This window comes from Devosia rhizoryzae (assembly GCF_016698665.1).
Lineage (GTDB): Bacteria > Pseudomonadota > Alphaproteobacteria > Rhizobiales > Devosiaceae > Devosia > Devosia rhizoryzae.
The window spans coordinates 3223879-3237313 of the sequence record NZ_CP068046.1 but is presented as its reverse complement, the minus strand read 5'-3'; the positions used below and the strand labels follow the sequence as shown (position 1 = coordinate 3237313).

Genomic DNA, 13435 nt, shown 5'->3' with positions numbered 1-13435 from the left:
TCGGCTGGTCTCGGGCAAAAGCCTGATGAATGGGCCAGCGTTTAGGGGAAGAGCTCCGGCGAGTCAAGATTGGGCGGCAATGTCCTTGCCCCGAACCGCTGGTGCATCGTCAATAAACAGCAGCCCATCTGGCTTTAGCGCCACCTTGATCCTCCTCATGGCCAGCTCCTGCAACTCGGGATGTCTTCCGTCCAGCGCGCCAACCCGCATGGCGAAGGCCAGGTCGAACAAGCCGTCGTTCGGGTCGAGCACGAAATCTTCGATCGCCACCTGCCGAAACGCGATGCGTCCCGTTTTCAGCTCCGCTGCCGATCCGGCCCGCGCCTGCTCGATGGCTTTGGCAGAACGGTCGATCGCCAGAATATGGCCTTGCTCGAGCAGGCGGCACACCAACCGTGCCGCAACGCCCGGACCGCAACCGATCTCCAGCACGGCCATGTCCGGCCGCAGCGGCAGGGCGGCAACATATTCCGCTATCCGTGAGGATGCAGCTTGGGTCATCGGCCTTGCTCCCTACCGGCGAGAAAAACTGCGCCATATTAACATTAGGCTGTGGATTGGCAGCTAGTTTGTCAGCCGATTGCAATCAACCTCCTGGCTCCATGACCACGACCACGCCGGCAAGCAGCGTCTTCGACGTTTCGGTGCTCTACAGCATCGAAGCGGCGGAAGCGGTTTGGCGTGGGCTTGAGGCTGTGGGGGTATTCACCCCCTATCAGCGGCTGGATTGGCTGAGCCAGCTGATCGCCGCTGGCGCCGAGAGCAAGAGCCGGGTGGCAATCGCGGTGATTTCCCGTGACGGCCAGGTCCAGGCGATCCTGCCCCTGGCCATTCATACCCGTTTTGGCCTCAGGACCGCGCGCCTTCTCGGCACCGATTATTCCAATGTCGACTGGATGATCGCAGCTCCCGGCTTTACTGCCGACGCCGAGCAATTGCACGCCATCGTCACCGAAATCGCGCAACAGGTCGGCGGCATCGACATCTTGAGCCTCCAGAACCTTCCAGCAAGCTGGAACGGCATGGCCAATCCGCTGCTGCAGCTGCCGCATACGCTGGCTCCGTCCAACTTCTACTTTACCTCCATCGCCGGCGTGCAAAAGCCGTTCATCACCACCCGCCTGACCCCGAAGCGCCGCGGCGACCTCCAGCGCAGCCGCCGCCGCATGGAAGAAGCGATGGGCAAGGTAGAGCTCATCCGCGTTGAGGACGCCGCAATGCTCGAGCATGTGCATCAGCGGTTCCTCGAACAACGGCGTGAGCGGTTCGACGAGATGGGCGTCGACAATGTCTTCGAAGAACCGGTATTCCGCGCCTTCTTCCATGAGGCGGCACTCGCCGGCTTCGGCCAGGAGCGCCCTGCCCTTCTCGTCCATAGCCTCATGGCCAATGGCGCCGTCACCGCCACGAGTTGGGGCACCACGGCGGGCGACCATTATTCGCTCTACATCAACTCGACCGAAAGCGGTGACGCCAGCCGCTTCAGCCTCATGAGCATCCTGATCGCCGACCTCATGGATGATCTCATCGACATGGGCATCACCAGTTTCGACATCGGCCTCGGCGACTTTCACTACAAGGCGCGCTGGACCGAGCCGCAGCCGGTCTACAACAGCCTTTTGCCGCTAACGGCCGCAGGACGGTTGGCGGCACTGGCGCTGACGGGTCGGTCGGAACTCAAGCGCACCATCAAGCAAAATCCAAAACTCTGGCAGGCGGCAAGCGGCGTTCGCCGCGTGCTGCACCACCTGCGACCGGGCAAATAAAAAGGCCGCGATTTGCGCCGCGGCCCTTTTGCTTACATCCCGACCTGGCCGGATTTTTTCTTTTCGCCGTAATAGTAGTTGGCGTCCTTGCCCAAGACGACCTGACGGATCAGGCGGCGAAGGCCTTCGGACTTGCGCAATGGTGCAGCGACCCCGGCGGCCACGCGGAAGGCGCCCAGTTTGACGGCATCAAGGGCCGGTTTGACGCCGGGAGCCGACTGAGGCAGGCCGCGGTCACGCAGCATGGAATTGACCACGTAGAGGTCGTTACGGCGCTTCACTTCCTTGGTCTTCCAGGTGATGGCGACCGAGATGGAATAGGTGTCCTTGGTCTTGACCCAGTGCGGCCAGATATAGGGCACGAAGACGCCCTCGCCGGGCTTAAGTTCGTTAACCGTGCCGCGTGCGGCAAAGCGATCTTCGTACTTGATGTTGCGATGCTTGGTGATCGCATGCTCGATCTGCTCTTCGCTGACAATCGAATGGTCGGTGTTGTCGAACACGGCAAACTGCTTGTCGCCATGAACCTGGACAAAGAAATTGTCTTCGCTGTCGAGGTGGAAGGGCGTGGTCGAGCCCGGCGAGGAAACGAAGAGGAAGCCCTGCACATCGGTGAAACCGGCGGCGTCGAGGCTCTTGAAGCCTTGGGCAGTAGCGACCGACTGTAAGGCGGTTTCCAGCAATTCCTTATAGGCCGGGACGATCTCGATGCGCTTCAGCACCATCCAGGCGCCGGCGGTCTCGATCTGGCGCACGACTTCCTGCGGGTCGAGATCGACCAATGGCGTCGTGGTCGGATCCTGGCTGACATTGGCCTTGCCCGAATTGTATTCGATCCGGTCGCGCGGCATCTGCTTGACCAGTTCTAAAATGGCCGGAAGCGTCAGCCGCTGATCGCCCACCAGCTTGTGCTGGATGCGGAAGGACTTGTTGGGAAAAAGGTTTTCGAAGGCGGCCTCGTCGGCCATCAGCGTCGCAGTCATTTGCGGATCTCTCGGGTTTTGAGGGCGTTTCGGGTTCGATGCAAAAGGCTTTTGGCGGTCTCGCGGGCCTCGCCGCGGAGGAGGATGAGCCGGGCGCAGAGCGCGGCGACCGGACCTGGTCGGGTGGTGATCAGGACATTGCCGACGCGGCGGCGCTCGCGCCACACATGGTCGATCATCGGATGACCCGGCAGGGCGCAGGAGTCGGCAAAGTCGATGGCAGGATCTTCGGCGAAGTGGCGGGTCAACTCGACAGTGAGCTGCACGCCGGGCGAATAGCGGGCATAGGCCTCATCGAAGGCGATCTTGAAGAACATGGCCGTGCGCTGCTGGCGCAGGACGAGACCGGCGGCGATGGTCTTGCCAGCGACGCTGAGTTCCACGATCTCGATGCCCGATTTGGGCGCAAGTCCGAGCGCCGCTTCGGTGATGTAGCGTGTGTCGCCCTGATCCTGGGCGAGACCGGTGCCGCGCTCGCCTTTCCAGCCGGCAGCCTCAAGCGTCAGGAAGCGTTCGAGCGCAGGCAGGATCGTGGCCTCGTCTCGAGCGACGGTGAAAACCACTTCGCCCTCTTCATCGAGCCGATGCCTGAGGCGCCGCAGCTCCTTGAGCTTTTTGGCGCCCATGCCGGCGCGAAGATAAGCTTCGGCATCCGCGGGTACGCGCAGCGCAGCGCGTTCATGCTCGTCCTGGATAGTGATGGTGAGACCACGACGCTCAGCCGCTGCGCGCAATGCCATCATGGCGGGGCCATCCAGGTCGGCCATATGCAAAACCAGAAGATGCGCGCCGCTCTGCGCGGCATTGTCCAGCATCGCCGTGTCAGAGTCCTCATTCGAGAGCAGAGGCGAGCCAAGCACGGTATAGGGCTGATGCGAGACCAGCGCAGGGATCGGCAGGCGATAAACCTGCCAGGCACTCCGCACCGGCACGAGGCCGCTCAGCTGCTTGCCGTCATAGGCACACAAAGCCACAGTCGCGTCTCCGCCACGGGTGAAGCGGGCGACCGGAAGTGCATAGGCCGGATCGAAAAACGCATTGGCTTCGATGGCGGTCTCGACCAAGGCAGACCAGTCCGCAACCGGCACGGCGCCAAGCGGCAAACGGCCAGCCGCTGAGGCAGGACGCAGCGAGCGGGCAGGCGCAGCAGCGAGAACGGTCTCGGTGGTCATGACGTGGCCCATTCTAGTGGCACTCGGCGTGATGCGGTGTCCTGGCTGCCAAAGTGGTTAAGCAGCCAATTGCACAATAGGGACAGGCTGTTGCGAGACTGGCGCCAAATTGCATAAAACTTTATCGATGCATCCGATTTCGCCCGCCGCTGGCAATCGGGGCCACCTTGCGCCATATAGGGCGTACGATTTTCTCCAGCATGCGAGGCTCCGGCGTGAGCAGGGTGCCGTTTCTCAAGATGAATGGGCTGGGCAACCAGATCGTCGTCGCCGACATGCGCGGCAGCAAGGCCCGCGTCACGCCGGATGCGGCGATCGCCATCAATGCGCAGCCGCAAACCAAGTTCGACCAGATCATGGCTATCCATGACGCGCGCACGCCTGGCACCGACTATTACATCGAGATCATAAATTCCGATGGTTCGCGCGCCCAGGCCTGCGGCAATGGCATGCGCTGCGTCGTACAGGCGCTGGGCGCTGAAGAGGGCCGGAGACGGTTTACCTTCGAAACCCTGGCCGGCATTCTTTTCGGCGAAGAGGCCGCGGACGGGCAGATCACCGTCGACATGGGCACGCCAAAGTTTGCCTGGTACGACATTCCGCTCAATGAGGAATTTGCCGACACCCGCCAGGTGGAACTGCAAATCGGACCGATCGATGCGCCGGTGCTGCATTCGCCATCGGTCGCTTCCATGGGCAATCCACACGCGACCTTCTGGGTCAAGGACGACGTCTGGAGCTATGCGCTCGATCGCTTCGGACCGCTGCTCGAAAATCATCCGCTGTTTCCCGAGCGCGCCAATATCTCGATCGCCAATGTGTTGGCGCCCGACCGCATCATCCTGCGCACCTGGGAGCGTGGCGCGGGACTGACCGAGGCCTGTGGCACGGCGGCTTGTGCTGCCCTGGTCAATGGCGCCCGCACCCGCCGCACTGCCCGCAAGGCGACGGTGACCGTGCCTGGCGGCGACCTCGTCGTCGAATGGCTCGACAACGACCATGTGACGCTGACCGGTCCTGCCGAATTCGAATGGCGCGGCGATCTCGATCCTGCGACCGGCGCTTGGACGCGCAGCGAGGCCGCCTGATGAGCGTGCAAACGCTGACCTTTGGCTGCCGGCTCAACGCCTATGAAGGCGAGGTGATGAAGGCCGAGGCCGAAAAGGCCGGGCTCGATAACGCCATCATCATCAACACCTGCGCTGTCACCCAATCGGCGGTGACGCAGGCCAAGCAGGCGGTGCGGCGGGCAAAGCGCGACAATCCAGCGGCCCGCATCATCGTCACCGGCTGCGCTGCGCAAACCGAAGCGCGCACCTTCGGCAACATGGCTGAGGTCGATCTCGTGATCGGCAATGCCGACAAGCTCCGGGCCGAGAGCTATAGCCCGATCGTCTTCGGCACCGCGCTTAACGACAAGTGCCAGGTCAACGACATCATGAGCGTGCGGGAAACCGCAGGCCACCTGATCGAGGGCATGGACGGCAAGACGCGCGCCTTCGTCCAGGTGCAAAACGGCTGCGACCATCGCTGCACCTTCTGCATCATTCCCTTCGGCCGCGGCCCCAGCCGTTCGGTGCCGATGGGGGTTGTCGTCGAACAGATTAAAAAACTCGTCGGCAATGGCTGCCGCGAAGTGGTGCTGACCGGCGTCGACATCACCTCCTATGGGCCCGACCTGCCGGGCAGTCCCACCTTGGGCATGCTGACGCAGGCCATTCTCCGCCACGTGCCCGACCTGCCGCGACTTCGCATTTCCTCGATCGATTCCATCGAGGCCGACCCGGCGCTCTATGAAGCGGTAAGAGAAAAGAGATTGATGCCGCACCTGCATCTCTCGCTCCAGTCCGGCGACGACATGATCCTCAAGCGCATGAAGCGGCGGCATCTGCGCGATGACGCCTTGGCGGTGGTGGAAAAGCTGCGGGCAAACCGGCCGGACATGGTGTTCGGCGCCGACATCATCGCCGGCTTTCCGACCGAAACCGACGCCATGTTCGAAAACTCGCTGCGCTTTATCGCCGAGGCCGACCTCACCTATATCCACGCCTTTCCCTATTCGCCGCGCCCGGGCACCCCGGCAGCGAGAATGCCACAAGTCAACAGCGCCGTGAGTAAGTTGCGGGCGGCGAAGTTACGCGACGCGGGGGAGCGGCAGGTCGCAAAACTCTGTGCCTCCCGGATCGGCAAGATCGAAAGCGTTCTGGTCGAACGTGGCGGCATCGGGCGAACCGAACAATTTGTGCCGGTGCGCGTTCCGGATGAGCCGGCGGGCGATTTGCTGGCGATGCGCATCACCGGTATGGACGCCAGAGGGCTCCTGGGCGAAGCGCTGCGTGTAGCGGCGTGATTGCGCCACGCCCTCGTGGTTCGACAGGCTCACCATGAGGGCTACTTTTCTATCGAGCCAAGCAGTAGACCTCATCCTGAGCTTGTCGAAGGACGAGGTCGTGTCACGGAAGGCATTTGAATGAGCGACAAAAAGCCGGGCTTTTTCAGGCGGCTCTACGATGCGATGACGGACGAGCCGCGTCCGGCGCCGCCGCCGCCCGAAGCCTTGCCGGATGCGCCGCTCGCTCCCATCCCGCCCGTTCCCGAAAAGGTGCCGCCTGCGCGGGAGCCGGACATCGTCCCGGCTCCCCCGCACCAGCCGGACGAGCTGCCGCCGCCCGGCCCGCCGGAGACGACACCTGACTATGTCGAAGATATTGAGGATCTAGCTGCGGCCCGGCTCGACAGCGTGCCGATCATCCCGGCACCGGCAACGGCGGCCGCAGAGCCGCAAGGCTGGTTCCAGCGGCTCGCTTCCGGCCTCAAGCGCTCATCGGACAATCTTTCGACCTCGATCACTTCGGTATTCACCAAGCGCAAGCTCGATGCGGCCACGCTGGACGAACTCGAAGACGTCTTGATCCAGGCCGATCTTGGCATCGATACGGCCACCGCCATTACCGATACGCTGCGCCGCGACCGTTTTGACCGCGACGTATCGGGCGATGACGTGCGCACCGTTCTGGCGTCCGAAGTCGAAAAGGTCCTGGTACCCGTAGCGCGGCCGCTCGCCGTCGACACGCTGCACAAGCCTTTCGTGATCCTGATGATCGGCGTCAACGGCTCGGGCAAGACCACGACCATCGGCAAACTGGCGCAAAAATTTGCCCGCGACGGCAAGTCTGTGATGCTGGCGGCCGGTGATACCTTTCGCGCCGCGGCGATCGAGCAGCTGCAGGTCTGGGGCCAGCGCACCGGCGCTCCGGTCATCACCCGGCCGGCTGGCTCCGATGCCTCCGGCCTCGCTTTCGATGCCGTGACCCAAGCCAAGGCCGAGGACCGCGATGTTCTGATCATCGACACGGCCGGGCGCCTGCAGAACCGCGACGAGCTGATGAACGAGCTCGAAAAGGTCATCCGCGTCATCAAGAAGGTTGAGCCGACCGCCCCGCACGCAACGCTTCTTACCCTCGATGCCACGACCGGGCAGAATGCGCTCAAGCAGGTCGAGATCTTTGGCCAGCGCGCCGGGGTGACGGGGCTGGTGATGACCAAGCTCGATGGCACGGCGCGGGGCGGCATCCTCGTTGCCATTGCGCAAAAATTCGGCCTGCCGGTCCATTTCATCGGTGTCGGCGAGGGGGTCGAGGATCTCGAGCCGTTCGAGGCCCGCGACTTTGCCCGGGCCATTGCTGGCTTCGACTGATTGCATCCGCGCAACCCCCACCCAACCTCCCCCTTAGGAGGGGGAGGAGCTCGATCCGGGGCTGAACTCGATGCGGCTCCTCCCCCGACTGACGGGGGAGGCTGGGTGGGGGCCTTAGCCCAAATCTCACCACGCTTTATCCTTACAGGCAGCTTGCATCGGATCGCGCGCCCCATCAGATTGGGCCAATGGACAAAAACATGACCGACAAAACCGCCGTACAGGACGTCAACTGGGACGAACTGCGTCCCCAGATCATCAAGCTGGCGCTCGAGCTTGGTCCCTTGGTCGTGTTCTTCATCATGAATGGCCGCGCCGACATCTTTGTCGCCACGGCCTGGTTCATGGCGGCGATGGTCATTTCGCTGGCGCTGAGCTGGATCCTGCTCAAGAAGATCGCCGTGATGCCGCTGGTGACTGGCGTCGTCGTCCTCGTTTTCGGCGGCCTGACGCTCTGGCTCCAGGACGATACCTTCATCAAGATGAAGCCCACCATCACCAATTCGCTCTTTGCCGCGGTGCTGCTGGGCGGGCTCCTCTTCCGCCACTCGCTGCTCAAGCACGTCTTCGGCGACGTTTATAAGCTCCGGCCCGAGGGCTGGTGGAAGATGACGCTGAACTGGGGCCTGTTCTTTGTCGTGCTCGCCGTCGCCAATGAAGTCGTGTGGCGCAATTTCGATACCGACTTCTGGGTGGCCTTCAAGGTGTGGGGCGTGATGCCGCTGACGGTTCTGTTCTCGATGAGCCAGCTGCCGCTCCTGCAAAAATACGCGCCGACTGAAACTGCGCCGCAAACGCCGCCCGTCGTCGTCGAAACCTGAGGCGAGCACCAGCGCCGCCCGGCCTTGCGGCGTCGCGGTTACACGGTGAGAAGCGGCTTTCGTCCCGAAATGGTTGTATAAGGAAGAGGCGAAAGCCGCTTCGCACGATCGGGATTTTTTGCGCACGCCTCGGGCAGTCCACCCATCGGTGGCGGTAATTGTTTGGTTCTGAGGCGGGTGCGCGAGTTCCCATTTCCCCAAATCCGCACGCTCACCTGACCGGCGTCGGCATCCACGCACTCTCTCAGGCGACCCCGAAAGACCCGTCTCCCTGCCCGATGCTTCGTCGGCACCGCGTGTGTGGCGGGGATGGGGGGAGATTAGCCCAAGGTTTTGGGGGTGGGGATAAGGGGAATAAGCGTAGCCGAGTACCCCCACCCCGCCTCCCCCTTAAGTAGGGGGAGGAGTACGGCTGTTGCACTTGGCACGATGGAGCTCCTCCCCCGCCTTACGGGGGAAGTTGGGTGGGGGTGCTACAGCCCGCCCATATTGCACAGCAACGTCCATTCGGCCTCGGACACCTTGCTGACCGACAGCCGGGAGAGCTTGACCAATTCAAGCTCGCTGAGTTCCGGCGTAGCCTTGATTTCGGCCAGGGTCACCGGGCGCGGCAGGGGTTTGACGGCTTGGGTGTCGACGCATTCCCAGACCACTTCGCCCTTGGCGTTGAGCTCGGCGGTAGAGTCCGGATGCGCGGCGGCGACCACGCGCATGATGCCGGCGATCTCCTTGCCGATATTGGAGTGGTAGAAAAAGGCCTCGTCGCCGACCGCCATGGCCTTCATGTTGTTGCGCGCCGCATAGTTGCGGACGCCGTGCCATTCTTCCACTTCGCCGCGCTCGGTCTTGGCGACGAGATCGTCGAAGGAAAAAACGTCCGGCTCCGACTTCATCAGCCAATAGGCCACGGTTCTAGAACTCCACGCCGGTTGTGTTGATGGCGACGCGCCAGCGCTTGACCTCGTGGGAGGCGAACACCCCGGCGGAAACGAAGGGGTCGGCATCGGCCATGGCCTGCGCCTCGGCGAGCGTTTCGGCATCGAACACCACGATCGAGCCTTCGGGCTGCTCTTCGGGGCTGAGCAGCGCACCGGCAAAGACGAGCTTCTTGCCCAAGGAATTGAGGTGATCGAGATGCACCAGGCGGGTGTCGAGGCGCTTCTGCAGGGCATCGGGCGCGTCCTTGGCGATCATGGCGAAAAGCATAGTCAGTGTTCCCTTTTAAGAGGGCGGGACATGAGGCCCGCAACAATCGTAGCGATATCGGATTGGCCGGCGACCACCGCATCGACGGCGTCGATCAGCGGTGCATCGACGCCAAAACTCCTGGCCAGCGCGGCGGCGACGGGCGCGGTGGCGACGCCTTCGGCCAGCTTGGCGCCGGACTGGAGGATTTCGGCGGTAGGGCGCCCCGCGCCCAGCGCCATGCCGAACTGGTAATTGCGCGACTGCGTCGAGGTGCAGGTCAGCGTCAGGTCGCCCAGCCCGGCAAGGCCGGTCAGCGTATGGGCGGAGCCGCCCATGGCGGTGACCATGCGTGCCATTTCGGCATAGCCGCGGGCGATCAGCGCCGCGCGCGCCGAAGCGCCGAGCTGGGCGCCATCGACGGCGCCACAGGCCAGGGCATAGACATTCTTGAGCGCACCGGCGATCTCGACGCCGATGCGATCATCGGCGGCATAGGGGCGGAAGGTCGGCCCAGCCAAGGCAACGGCGAGCTCGGATGTGTTGTCGGCATCGTCACCGGCAAGGGTGACGGCAGTAGGCCGACCCGCGGCGACATCGGCGGCAAAGCTCGGGCCGGAAAGGACATAGGGGATGGCGTCTGGCGCCATGGCCAAAAGCACTTCGCTCTGCCGCGCCAGCGTGCCGGTTTCGAGCCCCTTGGCAGAGAGCACGACGGGGCGACCGGCCAACAGGGCCGGGTCTATGGTGGAAAGAAGCGTGCGCGTCGCCTGTGCCGGCACGGCAAGAATGACGATATCTGCGCCTGAAAAGGCGCCAGCGGCCTCAAGCTCGGGGTGAAGCTCCTGCCCGGGCAGCGCCGCATCGTTGCGGCGGGACGAGTTCACCGCCTCGGCCTGCGCCTCATTGCGCAGGACCAGCGTCACGGCGCGACCCGCCATGGCAGACGCTTGCGCCAATGCCGTGCCCCAGGCGCCGCCGCCGATCACCGAAACCGTTTCAAGCTGCATCGCTGTTCACCTTCATGTCCGGCGTATCGAGCGGCCAGCGCGGCCGCGCCGCGACGTCGAGCTTGTCATGCGCCCCGAGCGCTAGCCGTTCCGCGCCAGCCCAGGCGATCATGGCGCCATTATCGGTGCAAAGCGCGATCGGCGGCACGACGAGGCGCGCGCCGATCTCGGCGACGACCGCGCGCAAAGCTGCGGATATTTCCTGATTGGCCGCAACCCCACCGGCGACGACGAGCTGTGCCGGCGCGCCCCCGAACTCGGCCTTGAAGCGCTCGAGTGCCTGGCGCGAGCGGGTGGCGACGATATCGGTGACCGCGGCCTGAAAACTTGCCGCTATATCGGCAACGTCTTGGTCGCTCAGCGGCGCCAGGGCTTCCGCCTGGAGGCGCACGGCGGTCTTGAGACCGGAAAAGGAAAAATCGAGCCGCTCTTCGCGCAAGAGCGGGCGCGGGAACTTGAAGCGCTTCGGGTCGCCGGACCTGGCGATACGCTCCACGGCAGGGCCGCCAGGATGGCCAAGGCTGAGGAGCTTGGCGACCTTGTCGAAAGCCTCGCCCAGCGCATCGTCGATTGTGCCGCCCCAGCGCTCGTAATCGCCGACGCCACGCACGAGGACAAACTGGCTATGCCCGCCCGATACCAGCAGCATCAGATAGGGGAACGCGACCCCATCGGTCAGCCGCGCCGTCAGCGCATGGCCTTCGAGATGGTTAACGGCGAGGAGCGGCTTGCCGAGCGACGCCGCCAGCGCCTTAGCGGTGGTGAGACCGACCAGAACGCCGCCGATCAGCCCTGGTCCGGCGGTTGCGGCGATGGCATCGACCTCGTCGAGCGCCAGCCCTGCCTCGTCCATGGCCTGGGCGATGATGTGGTCCAGCCACTCCACATGCGCCCGCGCCGCAAGCTCGGGCACCACGCCGCCGAATGCCGCATGTTCATCGAGCTGCGAACGCACCACATTGGAACGAATGCGCCCGCGTCCGGATTCATCTCGCACGACGACCGAGGCGGCGGTTTCGTCGCAGCTGGTCTCGATCCCGAGAATGGTGGTTGATGCTTGCCCGGTCACGACGAACTGTCTACTCCCGTAAGGCCTATCGCCTACTATAGGACCCCTTGCCAATGCAATCGCCCACCCCCTTTGCCCGGATCGGAACGCGCGGAAGCCCGCTTGCCCTGACCCAGGCGAAACTGGTGCGCACGCTTCTGAGCAAGGCCCATGGCGTGGCCGAGGACGAGATCGAGATCGAGGTCTTCTCGACCGGCGGCGATCGCAGCCAGGCCGGCAATGCGCCGGTGTCGACCATCGGCGGCAAGGGCATCTTCACCAAGGAAATCGACGAAGCGCTGCTCGACGGGCGCATCGATATCGGCGTTCATTCCAGCAAGGATGTCGCCACCGCCCTGCCCGAGGGCATGCGCATGGCCGCATTCCTGGAGCGCGAGGACGTCCGCGACGCCTTTTTGTCGGTCACAGCCAAGGGCATCGACAATCTCCCCGAGGGGGCGCGCTTCGGCACTTCCTCCATTCGCCGCGCCGCCCAGGCCCGGCGCTTGCGGCCAGACCTACGGATCGTGCCGTTTCGCGGCAATGTGCATACGCGGCTGCAAAAGCTGCTCGATGGCGTCGCCGATGCCACGCTTCTGGCCGTTGCCGGTCTTAATCGGCTGGGCGAAGCGCATCGCGCCACGGCACTGCTCGACACCAGCCATTTCATGCCCGCTCCGGCGCAGGGCGCCATCGGCATTGCCATCCGCGCCGATGACGAGCGGTTCGCTGATGCGGTGGCACCCCTCGACCATGCCCCAACCCATGCCGCGATCTTGGCCGAACGGACCATGCTCGCCATTCTCGACGGCTCCTGCCGCACCCCGGTGGGTGCCTTGAGCCGCGTCGAAAATGGCCAACTCCGGCTCAAGGGCGAAATCCTCAGCCTTGATGGCCAGACCTCGTTCCATGCCGAAGCCGCCGGAACCGACCCCAGTGCGCTGGGCGAACAGGTCGGCCGCGAGCTGGTTCGGCAGGCGGGCCCCGAATGGTTCAGGCAATGGCACCAGTGATGCGCATGCTGGTGACACGGCCGGAGCCCGATGCGCAGGCCACGGGCGAGCGGCTGCAGGCGCTCGGCATCGATTATGTCGCCGCGCCCTTGCTGACGCGGCAGAACATTCATGCGCACCTGCCGGGTCCCGATGGCTTTGCCGCCATGGCGCTGACCAGCACCAATGCCTTGCGTTCGCTCGACGACCAGGATGCGCTCGAACCCTTCCGCCACAAGCCCGTCTTTGCGGTCGGCGACCGCACGGCGCATGAGGCGCGGATGCTGGGCTTTACCGAGGTCATGGCCGCCGATGGCACGCTCGACTCGCTGGTGACGGCCATTGCCCTGGCGCGGCTTGAAGGTCCGGTCTTTTATCCCTGCGGCCGGCATTTGAGCGGCGACCTTGCCCATGCGCTGGCCCCGCACGGACTGATGGTTGCAACCGTTGCCGTCTACGACATGGTGGCGGAAACCCGCCTGCCGGAAGCGGCATCGGACCTCACGCAGTTCGATGCGGCACTCATTTACTCAAGGCGCACCGCTGAAATCTTTGCCGAGCTTGCTGCCCCGCACATTGTCCCGGAAGAGCGGCGGCATCTGCCGATGCTGTGCCTTTCGGAAAATGTCGCGGCGCCGCTCCTGTCGGCCCATTTCAGCCGCGTTCATCTGGCCGATCATCCGAGCGAAGAAGCGATGATGGCGCTGGCTTTGGCTTTTTCCCGGGAGCAATCTCGATCATGATCGGAACAATGAAGAGGA

Annotated in this window: 14 protein-coding genes; 7 read left to right on the top strand and 7 right to left on the bottom strand. The window is 63.9% G+C overall.

The window, feature by feature from the left end:
- Positions 1 to 63: 63 nt before the first annotated feature.
- On the bottom strand, positions 64 to 501 hold the full coding sequence (locus JI748_RS15865) for an SAM-dependent methyltransferase (protein ID WP_201632899.1): 438 nt from the start codon (positions 499 to 501) through the stop codon (positions 64 to 66).
- A 101-nt stretch (positions 502 to 602) separates the two neighbouring features.
- Here JI748_RS15865 and JI748_RS15860 point away from each other — a divergent pair, with 101 nt between their 5' ends.
- A complete protein-coding gene (locus JI748_RS15860) occupies positions 603 to 1766 on the top strand; it encodes a GNAT family N-acetyltransferase (RefSeq protein WP_201632897.1) in 1164 nt (387 codons plus the stop codon).
- A 32-nt stretch (positions 1767 to 1798) separates the two neighbouring features.
- On the opposite strand, the gene JI748_RS15855 is transcribed toward JI748_RS15860, so the two are convergent.
- Together JI748_RS15855 and JI748_RS15850 are read right to left on the bottom strand one after the other, a co-directional pair.
- Positions 1799 to 2749, bottom strand: coding sequence for a cupin-like domain-containing protein (locus JI748_RS15855; protein WP_201632894.1), 951 nt, complete (start codon positions 2747 to 2749; stop codon positions 1799 to 1801).
- Complete coding sequence (locus JI748_RS15850) at positions 2746 to 3921, bottom strand: GNAT family N-acetyltransferase (RefSeq protein WP_201632891.1); 1176 nt, start codon at positions 3919 to 3921, stop codon at positions 2746 to 2748. The genes JI748_RS15855 and JI748_RS15850 overlap by 4 nt, the downstream gene beginning before the upstream one ends.
- A 239-nt stretch (positions 3922 to 4160) precedes the next feature.
- Between JI748_RS15850 and dapF the strand changes: the two genes are divergently transcribed.
- From dapF to JI748_RS15830, 4 genes are all read left to right on the top strand, one after another.
- Positions 4161 to 5009: a diaminopimelate epimerase gene (gene dapF, locus JI748_RS15845; RefSeq protein ID WP_407644955.1), complete on the top strand. Its 849-nt coding sequence runs from the start codon at positions 4161 to 4163 to the stop codon at positions 5007 to 5009.
- Positions 5009 to 6271 carry a tRNA (N(6)-L-threonylcarbamoyladenosine(37)-C(2))-methylthiotransferase MtaB gene (gene mtaB, locus JI748_RS15840; protein WP_201632885.1) on the top strand — a complete coding sequence of 421 codons (1263 nt, stop codon included), beginning with the start codon at positions 5009 to 5011 and terminating at the stop codon, positions 6269 to 6271. Before dapF ends, mtaB begins: the two co-directional genes overlap by 1 nt.
- Before the next feature lie 120 nt (positions 6272 to 6391).
- Complete coding sequence (gene ftsY, locus JI748_RS15835) at positions 6392 to 7618, top strand: signal recognition particle-docking protein FtsY (protein WP_201632883.1); 1227 nt, start codon at positions 6392 to 6394, stop codon at positions 7616 to 7618.
- A gap of 200 nt (positions 7619 to 7818) precedes the next feature.
- Positions 7819 to 8439 (top strand): septation protein A, encoded by a 621-nt coding sequence (locus JI748_RS15830; RefSeq protein ID WP_201632880.1) that lies wholly within the window; start codon positions 7819 to 7821, stop codon positions 8437 to 8439.
- A 473-nt stretch (positions 8440 to 8912) separates the two neighbouring features.
- Here JI748_RS15830 and JI748_RS15825 read toward each other — a convergent pair whose 3' ends face one another.
- From JI748_RS15825 to tsaD, 4 genes are read right to left on the bottom strand one after another with little or no spacing between them, the layout of a single operon-like run.
- The gene (locus JI748_RS15825) at positions 8913 to 9347 is read right to left on the bottom strand and encodes an EVE domain-containing protein (RefSeq protein ID WP_201632877.1); all 435 of its coding nucleotides are present in this window, start codon (positions 9345 to 9347) and stop codon (positions 8913 to 8915) included.
- A 4-nt stretch (positions 9348 to 9351) separates the two neighbouring features.
- A complete protein-coding gene (locus JI748_RS15820; protein WP_201632860.1) occupies positions 9352 to 9645 on the bottom strand; it encodes a YciI family protein in 294 nt (97 codons plus the stop codon).
- A 2-nt stretch (positions 9646 to 9647) separates the two neighbouring features.
- Entirely contained in the window at positions 9648 to 10634 is a 987-nt protein-coding gene (locus JI748_RS15815; protein ID WP_201632857.1) for an NAD(P)H-dependent glycerol-3-phosphate dehydrogenase, read from the bottom strand.
- Positions 10624 to 11703, bottom strand: a complete 1080-nt coding sequence (gene tsaD / locus JI748_RS15810; RefSeq protein WP_233280558.1) for a tRNA (adenosine(37)-N6)-threonylcarbamoyltransferase complex transferase subunit TsaD — start codon at positions 11701 to 11703, stop codon at positions 10624 to 10626. The genes JI748_RS15815 and tsaD overlap by 11 nt, the downstream gene beginning before the upstream one ends.
- 53 nt (positions 11704 to 11756) lie before the next feature.
- Here tsaD and hemC point away from each other — a divergent pair, with 53 nt between their 5' ends.
- Entirely contained in the window at positions 11757 to 12695 is a 939-nt protein-coding gene (gene hemC / locus JI748_RS15805; RefSeq protein WP_201632854.1) for a hydroxymethylbilane synthase, read from the top strand.
- The gene (locus JI748_RS15800; RefSeq protein ID WP_201632842.1) at positions 12671 to 13417 is read left to right on the top strand and encodes a uroporphyrinogen-III synthase; all 747 of its coding nucleotides are present in this window, start codon (positions 12671 to 12673) and stop codon (positions 13415 to 13417) included. Before hemC ends, JI748_RS15800 begins: the two co-directional genes overlap by 25 nt.
- Positions 13418 to 13435 lie beyond the last annotated feature (18 nt).

What these genes read in the sequence shown, in the direction of transcription:
- JI748_RS15865 (WP_201632899.1), bottom strand. Translation starts at nt 501, where the DNA reads ATGACCCAAGCTGCATCCTCACGGATAGCGGAATATGTTGCCGCCCTG.
- JI748_RS15860 (WP_201632897.1), top strand. Translation starts at nt 603, where the DNA reads ATGACCACGACCACGCCGGCAAGCAGCGTCTTCGACGTTTCGGTGCTC.
- JI748_RS15855 (WP_201632894.1), bottom strand. Translation starts at nt 2,749, where the DNA reads ATGACTGCGACGCTGATGGCCGACGAGGCCGCCTTCGAAAACCTTTTT.
- JI748_RS15850 (WP_201632891.1), bottom strand. Translation starts at nt 3,921, where the DNA reads ATGACCACCGAGACCGTTCTCGCTGCTGCGCCTGCCCGCTCGCTGCGT.
- dapF (WP_407644955.1), top strand. Translation starts at nt 4,161, where the DNA reads ATGAATGGGCTGGGCAACCAGATCGTCGTCGCCGACATGCGCGGCAGC.
- mtaB (WP_201632885.1), top strand. Translation starts at nt 5,009, where the DNA reads ATGAGCGTGCAAACGCTGACCTTTGGCTGCCGGCTCAACGCCTATGAA.
- ftsY (WP_201632883.1), top strand. Translation starts at nt 6,392, where the DNA reads ATGAGCGACAAAAAGCCGGGCTTTTTCAGGCGGCTCTACGATGCGATG.
- JI748_RS15830 (WP_201632880.1), top strand. Translation starts at nt 7,819, where the DNA reads ATGACCGACAAAACCGCCGTACAGGACGTCAACTGGGACGAACTGCGT.
- JI748_RS15820 (WP_201632860.1), bottom strand. Translation starts at nt 9,645, where the DNA reads ATGCTTTTCGCCATGATCGCCAAGGACGCGCCCGATGCCCTGCAGAAG.
- JI748_RS15815 (WP_201632857.1), bottom strand. Translation starts at nt 10,634, where the DNA reads ATGCAGCTTGAAACGGTTTCGGTGATCGGCGGCGGCGCCTGGGGCACG.
- hemC (WP_201632854.1), top strand. Translation starts at nt 11,757, where the DNA reads ATGCAATCGCCCACCCCCTTTGCCCGGATCGGAACGCGCGGAAGCCCG.
- JI748_RS15800 (WP_201632842.1), top strand. Translation starts at nt 12,671, where the DNA reads ATGGTTCAGGCAATGGCACCAGTGATGCGCATGCTGGTGACACGGCCG.